The sequence below is a fragment of the Rhodococcus aetherivorans genome, assembly GCF_025722975.1.
GTDB classification, from domain to species: Bacteria; Actinomycetota; Actinomycetes; order Mycobacteriales; family Mycobacteriaceae; genus Rhodococcus; species Rhodococcus aetherivorans.
This window is the reverse complement of the sequence record NZ_CP106982.1, coordinates 5,780,497-5,792,108: the sequence shown is the minus strand read 5'-3', so window position 1 is coordinate 5,792,108 and position 11,612 is coordinate 5,780,497. Positions and strand designations below refer to the sequence as shown.

Sequence of the window (11,612 nt, the reverse complement as noted above, 5' to 3'; positions counted from 1 at the left end):
TGCGCTGGTGCGTGCGCGGGGAGTCGGTCGCCGGGACGGCGAGTGCGGCGTCGGCTCAGCGGGACAGGAGGGTGCCGACGGTGCGTGCGAGCTCGTCGGCCGGAGCGGTGGCGCGTTCGGCGCTGCGCCAGGCGACGTGGTTGTCGGGGCGGACCAGGATCGCCCCGTCTTCTGCGATCTCGCGCAGTTCGTTCCAGCGGCCGGTGGGATCGGTGTAGTCGGCGCCGTCGGCGATCGTGACGACCTTGATGCGGATCCCGAACTTCTTCTCGACCGTGTCGGCCGCGCTCACCCAGGCCTCGCTCTCGGCGCCGGTGACGAGCACGAAGGCGGTATCGGTGCCGGTGAGATCGTGGGTGGAGACCCGGCGGCCGTGGTGCTCGATCCAGGCGTGGGGAAGGCGGTGTCCGGGACGGGTGGTGGGGAAGTACACGCTGCCCATCGGGTCCCGCGGCGGAGCGTCGCTGCCGTCGGGCACCAGGGCGCCGTCCTGGTAGGCGAAGCCGATCTCGAGGTCGTGCGCCTGGAACTCGGTGCGCTGGGTGTTGGCGACCTCGAACGCCCGCGCCCGGCGGGTTTCGCCCATCGGGGTGTCGGAGAAGAAGTCGCGGAACACCTGGGTGCGAAGCTCGAGAGGCTGATCGGGGCTCAGCCCGAGGCCGGCGTCGATGACCATGTGGTTGAGGAAGGTGAACATGGCCCAGTCGACGTTGCGCATGCCCACCAGGCGCCGTTCCGGCTCGTAGCTGTCGAGGAGGGCGGGCGAGGCGTCCCCCCGCAGGACCGCGGCGAGTTTCCACACCAGGTTGTGGGCGTCCTGGATCGCGGTGTTGAGCCCGAGACCGGTGGTCGGGGGGTGCCGGTGGGCGGCGTCCCCGGCGAGGAAGATCCGCCCGACCTGGTACTTGTCGGCGAGCACCCCTTCGAGGATCCAGTGGCTGACCTTGTGCACCTTCGGTTCGAGGTCGGGCAGCTTGAGCAGTTCCCGCAGCCGGGGAACGATGGCCTCTTCGTCGAAGCGGTTGGGGTCGTCCGGGCGGAAGGTGAAGTGGATGACGAACTCTTCCGAATGCTTGCCCCAGGTCGGTCCCATCGCGGCCATGGCGCCGCTGTGCCACGAGCCGGCCCCTTCCGGGTTGACCAGCCAGGTGATCAGCACGTCGTCTTCCCAGTACTGCGACAGATCCGCGGTGAAATGGGTGCTGACCATGTCCAGGATCCCGGTCGGGCCCTCCAGCGTCACCCCCAGTTCGGGGCCCACGGTCTTGCCGCCGTCGGCGGCGACCAGGTACTGGGCGTGGACGGTGTAGGTCTGCTGCGTGTCCCGGTCGAGGATGACCGCATCGACGCCGTCGTCGTCCTGGGTGAACGAGACCAGTTCCCGGTGGAAGTGGATCGAGCCCGGTGCGCGCTGCTCGGCGTGCGCGCGCAGCAGCGGCTCGAGCCGCACCTGCGGGTAGTTGCTCGACAGACACGGGCTGTCGTCGGCGTACTTGTTCTCGAGGCCGCCGCCTCCGAAGGAGTCGAGGGTGAACAGGGTGCGGCCGTCGAGTTCGCCGTCGCCGCCCAGGGAGGTCACCCAGCGGGTCTTGCCCATGTTCTTCGGCGGCGTGCCGACCTCGTAGATCGAGTCCGCGACACCGTACTGCCGGAGCACCTCCATGGTGCGCTGGTTGAGGTAGTGGGCCTTCGGCAGCGGCGAGGTGCCGGTGTGCCGCTCGACGAGATGGTGGTCGATGCCGTGCTCGGAGAGCAGGATCGAGGTGGTCAGGCCGCAGCCGCCGCCGCCGACGACGAGTACGGGAACGGTGATGTCAGACATGGTGCGTGCTCCTGGAAACGGTGGTGAGGGGGTGGGGGCGGCCGGTGGCGACGAAGCGGTGGCGCATCTCGCCGATGCCCTCGGCCCGGCTCACGAGTTCGTCGTCGGTGCCGATGAGGCGTTTGGGCTCGCGGGTGAAGCCGATGCCCGCGGGGGTGCCGGTGAAGATCAGATCGCCGGGACGCAGCGGCACGATCGACGACAGGTAGGACACCAGCACGGGGATCGGGAAGATCAGATGCCGGGTGCGGGATTTCTGCATGAGTTCACCCGAGAGCACAGTGCTCACCTCGACGTCGTCACGATCGGCGAACTCGTCGGGGGTGACCAGCACGGGTCCGATCGGCGCGAAGCCGGTGAAGGACTTGCCGAGGGCGAACTGCTGCGGCGGTGGTCCGGACAGCTGCAGCTCGCGTTCGGAGAGGTCCTGACCGAGGGTGAGGCCGGCGACGTGGTCCCAGCCTTGCGAGACGGGGACGTGGCGGGCGTGTTTGCCGATGACCGCGACGAGTTCGACCTCGAAGTCCACCGAGCCGCCGGGGTGTTCGATGGTGTCGTACGGTCCGGCAATCGCGGCGGGGAACTTCGTGAACACGAAGGGCGCATCGGGCAATTCGAGACCGGATTCTTCGACGTGATCGGCGTAGTTCACGCCGACGGCGAAGATCTGGCCCGGCCGGGGAACCGGAGCGTGCAGCTCCGATTCGATCACCGAAGCAGCATTGGAGAAGTCCACTGTCCGGGCCCACGAGACGAACTCGTCCCAGCGCTCGAAAATCTGCTGGGGATCCGCAGGGAAGCGCCCGGCGCTGACGGTTTCGACGTCGACGCCGCGTCCGTCCGCGACGAGGACGAGCCGGCCGGATTGATTTGCCACACGCATGAGAACGAGTCCTTCGAGAGACGATCGAGTGTCGGTATCGGTAGAGGCCGTCGGGTCAGCTGGTGAGCGCGACCATCGGATCGGGCAGATGGGGGCTGGTCTCGAGAGCCCAGGCATGGGTGGTGATCTCCGAGACCGGGGTGCCCATCGCGAGCGCCTCGCGCATCAACTCGGGGACGAACGACACACCGACGGGGTTGTTGCCGTATTCCGGCCCGTGCATGTACTCGGTCGCCTCCTCCGGTGTGGCGAAGTTGTCGATCTGCAGTTCGACGAAATTCCCGTCCGGGTCCTGGTAGTACAGCGACGTGGTCACCCCGTGCTGGATCGGCACCTTCGGTTCGATGCCCTTGTCCTTGAGCCTGTCGTACCGGTCGAGCAGATCCTGCAGGGTGTCGAAGGTGTAGGCGGTGTGGTGCATGCCGGCGGCTCCGGGGTTGCGCGGCGCCAGTTCGACGGGGGCGCCGAGCAGAGCAACGCGGTGATGCTCCTCGTCGAAGGTGATGAAGCACAGGCCGTGGCCCTCGTAGACCACGTGAGCGTCGAGGACGGTGCAGTACCAGTCCCGCATCTCGTCGAAACGACTGGTCTGCAGCACAACGTGAGCGAACTTGGGGGTGGAGGTCATCGGTGTCTCCTTCGGAGCTGAACGTGGTCGTCGGTGCGAGACCTCGAGCGAATCCGGGCGGACCTCCACGTGGGCCGCTCGGGCAACAGCGTGCTCAGGACGGGAACGCTGCTGTCTGTGGAAGCGACGGCGCTGCCGGGACGGATTCTTGATGTGGTCTCTGTCACGTGATCTGTTGCACAATTCCATCCGATGTCGCCTTGTGCGGCTACGGGCTGGAAGCCAAGAAATCCGGACAGAGTTGGTCTGGAGCCCAATAGAGTCGTCTACTCACCGTGCCCGGGGGCGAATCGGAAGGACACCGCAGTGCCGCATTGGACATATGAGCTCTCGGGAGCACGTGCACCCCAGGCCGAGGACGAGTGGCTGAGCCCGGATGCCGAGCGCGTCAGGGAGGCTCTCGGGGGCGGGGCGGTGACCTGGGCGGTCGAGGTCGGTCAGGACATCGCCGCCAGGATTGCCCAGAAGATACCGGCCCTGGCGGACGAGGCGGCTGCCAGGGAGGCGGTGCGTCGTGCCACCACCTCCACCACGCTGCGCGCACTGATGTTGGTGGCCGGTCTCGGCGAGCCCGACACCACGCTGGCCAGTGCCGAGGTGGGCGAGATCGCCCGGGACTTCGCTCGTCGAGGTATGGCCCTCGACGATCTGCTGCGTGCCATTCGCGTGGGGTACGCCGTGCTGGCCGCGGCCCTGCTCGACGCGGCGCGCCTTGTGCTCCCGCCCACGGAGAGCAGTGCCGAACTTCGGCGGATCTCGGTGTTGCTCTTCGAAGTGCACGACGACTTCACGGCCGTGGCTGCCTCGGCTTTCATCGAGGAGCAGAGTGTCTGGGCCGCGGGGGTGTCTGCAGCCCGATTCGATCTGGTGAACCAGATCCTGGGCGCCGAGGACGTCGATCGGGTCCACGCCGAGAAGGTTCTCGGCTATGCGCTCGCCGGCCCCCACATTGCACTCGTCGCGTGGAGCGGACCGCACTCCACCCGGGATCTGCGTGCCGTCGTCGACACCGTCCTGCGGCAGCGAGGCGTCCCGTCGGCCTCGTTGGTACTACCGGTCGGGCTCCAGACGGTATGGGCATGGGGAACCATGACCTCCGGGAGTTCGCCGCACCGGTATGCGCTACCCACGTTCGACGACGCGTTCGTCGTGGTAGGGGAGACGGGCGTCGGGGTGGAGGGCTTCCGTCGAAGCCATGCCGAAGCCAAGGCGGTCGAACGGCTGATCCGCCTTCGCCCGGGTCAGGGTCCCTGCACCGTGGCCCACGAACACGTCGCACTCGAGGTGTTGCTCCTGTCGGATCCGGACGCGGCAGAACAGTTCGCATCGCGGCTGCTGGGCCCACTCGCGCAGCGCGAACCTCGCATGGCAGAGCTTCGGTCGACGCTGCGCCGCTATCTCGACATGGATCACAGTCTGTCCAAGGTGGCTGCGGCAGAGCATATCTCGAAGAACACGGTGACCTATCGCGTGCACAAGGCGTTGAATCTGTGTGGTCATTCGGGGGAGACGACCACCGACCTGCGTGCCGCGCTCCGCATTCACGAGTGGCTTCGCGGAGATCCGCTCGCCCGAGAATAGCGCTCGGCGGTACCGGCATCCTGCGTCCGCAGGTTGGTCTGGAAACCAAGGTTGGTGCGCAACCTTAGGCTGCGCACCAATGCGCAAGGCGCAACCCGTGCGGTCTACTTGTGTCCTAGAACACAGCCGGCCACCGCGGTGAGAGCAGTCGAAGCGGGTCCCGGCGCCCCATCCTCCAGACCCGCGGCATGTCCCGCGGTCGATCGAAGGACACGTCCGTTGACCTCGCTCCAGGAAACATTCAAGAACGTGATGGCGCACGTAGCCACCCCCGTCGCCGTCGCAACCTCCATGGACGGCGGGCTGCCTGTCGGCACCACCGTCAGCGCCTTCCTCTCGCTGTCGATGAACCCTCCGATGGTCCTCGTCTCCCTCGACAGGGGGTCCGAAACCCTCGAACTCGTCACCGAGTCGCGCAAGTTCGGCCTGAACATCCTGTCCAGTGACCAACACAGCGCCGCCCTGAAATTCGCCACCAAGAACGGCCTCGGCAAGTTCCACGGGGTCCGCTGGGACATCGACCACGACCTGCCCCGGATCACCGGTGCGGCCGGATGGGTAGCGTGCACCGTCGAACGGATCCTCGAAGGCGGCGACCACATGATCGTGCTGGGCACTGTCGTCGCCGCCGAGCAGCGCGACAGTGACCCCCTCACCTATCACCGCCGCACCTTCGGCACCCACTGCGCGCTGGAAATGGTGTAACCGGACAGTGCCGGTCGGCAGCGTCTGTCGCTTCTGCCCCTGTTCCCCAGCGCCGAACACCCTCGAAGAGAGGAAAGTCATGACCACCTCCGTTGCATATGCCGCTCTCCCGCGGACACCGTGGTCGACTGCAGCCGAGGGCATGCGCGCCCTGGCACGAGGCGAACTGATCATCCTGCGGCACGGTGCTCGTCTCGTGCTCGTCGGATGTGCAGGCACCGTGACCACCGAGCAGATGGCCTTCGTCATTCGACACAGCACGGGATTCGTCCAAGTGGCCCTCCACGAGCGGGACTGCGACCGGCTCGGTCTGCCCGAAGCCACTCCGAGTTCGCGTGCACCGTCGGTATGCGCATACGGCCAATGTGTTGCCGTCGACGCTTCGGCCGGAGTCACCACCGGTATCTCCGGGGCAGATCGGGCTCTCACCGCCCGGGTGCTCGCGGATCCCCGCTCGAGCGTCGACGACCTCAGCAGGCCCGGGCACCTCGTCCCCGTGCGGGTCGATCCGCGAGTCCTGTGCGAACGACAGACAGTCGCCGCCTGCGCGCTCGCGCTGACCGATCTGGCACGGCCGGAATACTCCGGTGCGGTCTTCGCCGAACTCGACGGCATCAGCGACCCGGTGAACACCGCCGGCCCCCACGACGCCGAGGCACTGGCCGACAGCTACGACCTCACCCTCGTAGCACCCGACGAGCATCACGAACGCTCCCGCTGACCGCCACCCTTTTCCGAATCTCTTCCGATCCAGCCGATGTCGCGCACCCGAGGTGTGCGGTGCCGGCGTGGGTCAGCTCTCTGCGATCAGTTCGACCCCCCCATCCCGAAGCGAGGAAACCATGGACATCACCGCCGATCAACTGATGAGCCGCGTCAACGACCTGGTGCCGGCCTTGGCCGAACGCGCCCAGAAAACCGAGGAGAACCGAGCGCCGCTCGACGAAACGATCACCGACCTGATCGACTCGGGGATCCTGGCGACGCTGACACCGAAAGCGTACGGCGGGCTCGAACTCGGTCTCGACGTCGCAGCCGACATCGTTCGCGCCATCAGCGCGGTGTGCCCGTCGACGGGGTGGGTCACCTCCTTCTACATCGGCGCGGCATGGCGCGTGAACATCTTCCCCGAGCAGGCACAGCGGGAGATGTTCGCGGACAAGCCCTACACCCTCACCGCCGGCACTGCCGCCCCGCTGCGCGGAGTGCAGAAGGTCGAGGGCGGCTACCGGATCACCGGCCAGACCGCCTGGAACTCCGGTTCCGCCCACGCCGAATGGTTCACCTTCGCAGGAGTTTCCATCGAGGAGGGGCGCCCGCCGGCGCCTTTGTGGTTCCTCGTTCCTCGCAGTGAGGTCAAGATCCACGACACCTGGTACATCTCCGGCATGGCCGGGACCGCCAGCAACGACGTCTCCGTCGAGGACGTGTTCGTCCCCGACTACCGGACCGGCCCGTTCGACCTCGCCCTCGCCGGCACGGCCCCCGGCATGCTGATCCACGAGAACCCGATGTACCACCTGCCGTTCCTGCCCTTCGCGATGGCGGAGGTGACCCCCGTCGTCGTCGGCGCCATGCGGGGGGCGACGAACGCCTTCGTCGACCGCACCCGTCAACGGCAGGGAACCTTGAGCCAGGAGAAGGCCGCCGGCAAGCAGGCCGCCCAGATGCGGCTCGGCCGTGCCCTTGCCGCGGCGGACGCCGCAGAGACTCTCCTGCACGCCTTCTTCGAACGCCTCACCGCACAGCGTCCCGAGCAGTCGGATCCGCAGGATCGGGCCGAAATGAAACTGAAGGCGGCGTACATGACCGACCTGTGCCGCAATGCACTCAACGACATGGTGCGCGGCATCGGCGGCGACGGATTCCGCACCGCCTCGCCGATCCAGCGCTTCCATCGCGACCTCAATGTCCTGGCGGTACACGCCTTCCTCGACATCGACACCGCATCGGAAACGATGGGTCGCTTCACCCTCGACCTCCCCGTCGCCGACCCGCTGCTCTGACACACCCCGAATCGGTCCACTGACACGCCCTCCAGGTGCGCGACGTACGAGCACCTTCACCGCAACGGAAGTGAACGCCATGACCTCTAACCCGACCTCACCCGATGTCACCGCCCTCGAGATCACTCGTAGCCTTCTTTATGCCGCGGACACCGATATCGCCCGATTCTTCGGGTATTTCTCTCCGGACTGCATCTTCCGCATGGGGAACAACGACACGGTCGAAGGAAGCGAGGCGATCCAGGAGTGGGTGGCGTCCTACCTGGGATCGGTCGCCGGAATGCGGCACGTCATCCTCGAAGAATGGTCCGACGGGAACGTCACCGCCTTGCATGTGAACGTCACGTACACGATGAACGACGGCACCACGTTCACCCTTCCCGCGGTCACCCGCACCCGCATCGAGGACGGGAAAGTGACCGAGTATCTGATCTTCATGGATCCCAGCCCGGTCGTCGCCGCGCGCTGACACCGAGAGGCGGCTGCCGCCGCAGACCTACCGGTGGCAGCCGCCCGACTCGGTGACGCCACCTCGCCCACCCTCCGCCCACCTGCGCATCCCCCACGCCCCGTCGCACTCCACGATCGCGTACGGGGTGGAACACCTCGAAAGGAACCACCATGAACCATCCCACCAGTCGGGAGCCGGAACAGGACTCGGTCGGCCCCGGGCCGTCGTCGACGAACGCCGCCACGGCGATCGATGTGTCGTCGCGGCGACCGGTGGTGATTTCCGGCGCGGGCCCGGTAGGGATGATTCTCGCGCTCGAACTCAGCCTGCACGGGATCCGCAGCACCCTCGTCGAACAGGCTCCGCAGACGACCCGCTTTCCGAAGATGGATCTGACGAATGCGCGCAGCATGGAGCTTCTCGACCGGCTCGGTCTCGTCGACGACATCCGGTCGGTCGGCGTCGCCCCGGAGCACTCGCACGATGTCGTCTTCTGCACCTCGATGGCAGGCCGGCAGGTAGGCCGCTGGAAGTACCCCAGCGTCGACGAGATGTCCGAGTGGATCGCGTCCAGGAACGACGGCACCACGCCGGCGCACGCCTGGCAGCGGGTCACCCAGATCGAGGTCGAAAAGCTGCTCATGCGCCGCTGTCTCGCAGACGAGAACATCGAGGTTCTCCGGCCCTGGCGCGTCACCGCCGTCACCCAGGACGACAGCGGCGTCCGGATCGAGATCACCTCCCCGGTCGACGGCACCGTCCACACACTCGCGGCGGACTACGTCGTCGGATGTGACGGCGCCGCCTCGGTCGTGCGCCGCGCCATGGGGCTGACCATGGAGGGCGAGCGTGGCGTCATCACGTTCTGCCAGGTGCATTTCAAGTCCCGGGATCTCGAGACCCTGCACGCGCACGGCCAGTTCTGGCACACCTTCTTCGTCGGCGGCGGCGTCGGCGCGATCATCGCCCAGGACGAACGCGACACGTGGACGCTGCAGACCAGCGCCATCACCGACGGTGTGCGGACCGAAGACATCGACAAGCAGGAACTGCTGGACGCGGTCTGCGGCCGGCACCTCGACGTCGACGAGGTCCTGCAGAGCAGTGTGTGGCACGCGAACGTACTCGTCGCCGACCGGTACCGCCTCGGTCGGCTGTTCGTCGCAGGCGACGCCGCCCACGAGGTCATCCCGACCGGCGGATACGGACTGAACACCGGCATCGCCGATGCCGTCAACCTCGGATGGAAGCTCGCCGCAGTCATCCAGGGATACGGCGGCAACGATCTTCTCGACAGCTACGAAACCGAGCGTCGTCCGGTCGCGGTCATGGCCCGGGACTGGTCGTTCCGCCATCTCGGCGTCCACGTCGAAGCCCAGCAGCTCGTCGACCGCGAACTCGTCGAAGCCGACACCGCCGAAGCAGACGAGCACCGGCACGCCCTGGAGGAGTACTTCGCTTCCCACACCGGTGAGCACGAGAGCTTCGGCGTGGAAATGGGGTATGTGTACGCCTCGCCGGTGATCGTCCGGGACGACAGTCCTGTCCCCGACAACGACGGTTCGACCTACATCCCCACCACTCTTCCCGGCGCACGCGCACCGCACGTGCGGCTGCCGGACGGCCGGTCCATGCTCGACGCCTACCGCGACACGTTCACGATCGTCAGCTTCGTCGGCAAGGACGCCGCGACGGAACTGGTCGATGCTGCAGCCGCCGCGAACATGCCCATTCGAGTGCTCGCGGTGGACGACGCCACGGTGCGCGCCGTCTACGAGGCCGATCTCGTACTCGTGCGGCCGGACGGTCACGTGGCGTGGCGCGGAAACAGCATTCCCGAGGATGTGTCCGCGCTGATCGGGGCGGTCACCGGTCGAGTCGACACATCCGCGTGCTTGGCCATTACTTCTGTTCGAGGACCACAGTTTTCGTGATCGGGGACCGTCCCTGGGTCGACGCCGTGACGTCGGCGAACTCGTCGGCGAGGTAGGCGCTGCTGCCGACGAGCATGATGAGCGCGCCCGCGATCCACGCGGTCCAGGCCGCGCCGTCGCCGGCGAACTGCCCGATCCACGGCGAGATGAACAAGATCAGGCCGACGACGGACAGGGACCAGTGGTCCTTGGTCGGATCCCGGGCGATCAGCGACCACAGGGCGTAGATCGCGGCGATGGCGCCCAGTCCGAGAGTGACCCCGGAGCCGACGGGGGTGGTGTCGAACCATACCGATGCGGTCATGGTGACGATGCCCAGGATCAGGGCGATCGCTCCGGCCGACGAGTTCGAGATCTTCATGTGCGTCCCTCTCTTCGAATCGCTACATGTTGCGTAGCTACATATAGTGTAGCGCTATTGTAGGATTGTCGTAAGTCGAGACAGCGGACAGGAGGGGGCGCATGCGGCAAGGTGAGGGGACTGCCACGCCGGAGGAACGCATCGCCGACGCCGTGCTCGAGCTGCTGCGTCGCAAGGGGCCCAAGGCGGTGACGATCGAGGCCGTGGCCGCACACACGGGCATGGCCCGCACCACCATCTACCGCCGCTACCGCGACCGGGACGAGATGCTCACCGCGGTGATGGAGCCGATCGCGCAGCCCGCGCCTCCCGCGCCGGATGCCACCGCGCACCAGGTGCTGACGTGGCTGGCCGAGCAGTCCCTCCGTTCGGTCGACGGGGGCGTCGGATTCGGCGGCCTTGCTGCGCTGGTGACCGATGCGGATCCCGCGTTCACCGGTCTCATCCGCTCGGTGCTCGTGCGCCACCGCAGCACCTTGACCGAGGTCGTGCGACACCACATCTCGCGGGGACTGGTGCGAGCCGACCTCGACGTCGAAACATTTCTGGACTGCATCGTCGGTGCCTACTTCGCGGAACGGGCCCGGAGCGGTGACATCGACGCCAACTGGAACGAACGGGTCGCGCAGACGCTGCTGCCCGCGTTCGTGCAACCGTGAGCCGTCCTGGAACGAGCGAATGTACCCTTCCCCCTTGTAGATCGACGGAAGGGTACATTCGCTCGGCTGCAGGCGGCGGCCGCTAATCGAACATGCGGTAGACCGCCTCGACGACGACGGCGGGCCGCTCGCTGCCCTCGAGCTCGATCATGCCGTCGATCGTGATCTGCACGCCGCCCTTCGGCAGCTTCTCGAGCGACTTCAGCGTGGCGTTGAGGCGGACCTTGCCGCCGGCCGGAACGGGGTTGGTGAAGCGGACCTTGTTCAGGCCGTAGTTGACGGCCATGGTCACGCTGTCGACCTTCAGCACCTCGCTCCACATCGGGATGATCAGCGAGAGCGTGAGGTAGCCGTGGGCGATGGGGCCGCCGAAGGGGCTTTCCTTCTTCGCCCGTTCGACGTCGAGGTGGATCCACTGGTGGTCGTCGGTGGCGTCGGCGAAGGTCTGGATGCGGTCCTGCTCGACGGGCAGCCACGAGCTGACACCGAGCGGTTGCCCGACGAGTGCCTCGAGATCGTCCAGGGTGGCGACGTGGGTGGTGGCGGTGGCGGGAATGGTCATGGGAACTCCTCGGTTCGCAG

At 67.0% G+C, this 11,612-nt stretch carries 12 protein-coding genes; 7 read left to right on the top strand and 5 right to left on the bottom strand.

Features of this window, described 5'->3' with window-relative positions:
• Window positions 1-55: 55 nt before the first annotated feature.
• The 3 genes from OCS65_RS26575 to OCS65_RS26565 are packed head-to-tail and all read right to left on the bottom strand — an operon-like array spanning window position 56 to window position 3,333.
• Window positions 56-1,822 carry an FAD-dependent oxidoreductase gene (locus OCS65_RS26575; protein ID WP_263508161.1) on the bottom strand — a complete coding sequence of 589 codons (1,767 nt, stop codon included), beginning with the start codon at window positions 1,820-1,822 and terminating at the stop codon, window positions 56-58.
• Window positions 1,815-2,705, bottom strand: coding sequence for a fumarylacetoacetate hydrolase family protein (locus OCS65_RS26570; RefSeq protein ID WP_263508159.1), 891 nt, complete (start codon window positions 2,703-2,705; stop codon window positions 1,815-1,817). The genes OCS65_RS26575 and OCS65_RS26570 overlap by 8 nt, the downstream gene beginning before the upstream one ends.
• 55 nt (window positions 2,706-2,760) lie before the next feature.
• Window positions 2,761-3,333, bottom strand: coding sequence for a VOC family protein (locus tag OCS65_RS26565; protein WP_029547159.1), 573 nt, complete (start codon window positions 3,331-3,333; stop codon window positions 2,761-2,763).
• Between the two features lie 306 nt (window positions 3,334-3,639).
• Here OCS65_RS26565 and OCS65_RS26560 point away from each other — a divergent pair, with 306 nt between their 5' ends.
• The 6 genes from OCS65_RS26560 (at window position 3,640) to OCS65_RS26535 (ending at window position 10,010) form a co-directional block, all read left to right on the top strand.
• The gene (locus tag OCS65_RS26560) at window positions 3,640-4,914 is read left to right on the top strand and encodes a PucR family transcriptional regulator (protein ID WP_006932637.1); all 1,275 of its coding nucleotides are present in this window, start codon (window positions 3,640-3,642) and stop codon (window positions 4,912-4,914) included.
• A gap of 252 nt (window positions 4,915-5,166) precedes the next feature.
• Entirely contained in the window at window positions 5,167-5,619 is a 453-nt protein-coding gene (locus tag OCS65_RS26555) for a flavin reductase family protein (RefSeq protein WP_044475691.1), read from the top strand.
• A gap of 79 nt (window positions 5,620-5,698) precedes the next feature.
• On the top strand, window positions 5,699-6,340 hold the full coding sequence (locus OCS65_RS26550; protein WP_006932643.1) for a 3,4-dihydroxy-2-butanone-4-phosphate synthase: 642 nt from the start codon (window positions 5,699-5,701) through the stop codon (window positions 6,338-6,340).
• A gap of 121 nt (window positions 6,341-6,461) precedes the next feature.
• A complete protein-coding gene (locus OCS65_RS26545; RefSeq protein ID WP_006932646.1) occupies window positions 6,462-7,625 on the top strand; it encodes an acyl-CoA dehydrogenase family protein in 1,164 nt (387 codons plus the stop codon).
• Window positions 7,626-7,704: 79 nt separating this feature from the next.
• Window positions 7,705-8,094: a nuclear transport factor 2 family protein gene (locus OCS65_RS26540; protein WP_263510385.1), complete on the top strand. Its 390-nt coding sequence runs from the start codon at window positions 7,705-7,707 to the stop codon at window positions 8,092-8,094.
• A gap of 152 nt (window positions 8,095-8,246) precedes the next feature.
• The gene (locus OCS65_RS26535; RefSeq protein WP_263508156.1) at window positions 8,247-10,010 is read left to right on the top strand and encodes an FAD-dependent monooxygenase; all 1,764 of its coding nucleotides are present in this window, start codon (window positions 8,247-8,249) and stop codon (window positions 10,008-10,010) included.
• Here the strand turns inward: OCS65_RS26535 and OCS65_RS26530 are convergent.
• On the bottom strand, window positions 9,979-10,371 hold the full coding sequence (locus tag OCS65_RS26530) for an SPW repeat domain-containing protein (RefSeq protein ID WP_006932652.1): 393 nt from the start codon (window positions 10,369-10,371) through the stop codon (window positions 9,979-9,981). The two genes, OCS65_RS26535 and OCS65_RS26530, sit on opposite strands and share 32 nt — an antisense overlap.
• Window positions 10,372-10,472: 101 nt before the next feature.
• Between OCS65_RS26530 and OCS65_RS26525 the strand changes: the two genes are divergently transcribed.
• Window positions 10,473-11,030: a TetR/AcrR family transcriptional regulator gene (locus tag OCS65_RS26525; protein WP_006932656.1), complete on the top strand. Its 558-nt coding sequence runs from the start codon at window positions 10,473-10,475 to the stop codon at window positions 11,028-11,030.
• Between the two features lie 82 nt (window positions 11,031-11,112).
• On the opposite strand, the gene couM is transcribed toward OCS65_RS26525, so the two are convergent.
• Window positions 11,113-11,592 carry a p-hydroxycinnamoyl-CoA hydratase gene (gene couM, locus OCS65_RS26520; protein WP_006932658.1) on the bottom strand — a complete coding sequence of 160 codons (480 nt, stop codon included), beginning with the start codon at window positions 11,590-11,592 and terminating at the stop codon, window positions 11,113-11,115.
• Between the last annotated feature and the right edge of the window lie 20 nt (window positions 11,593-11,612).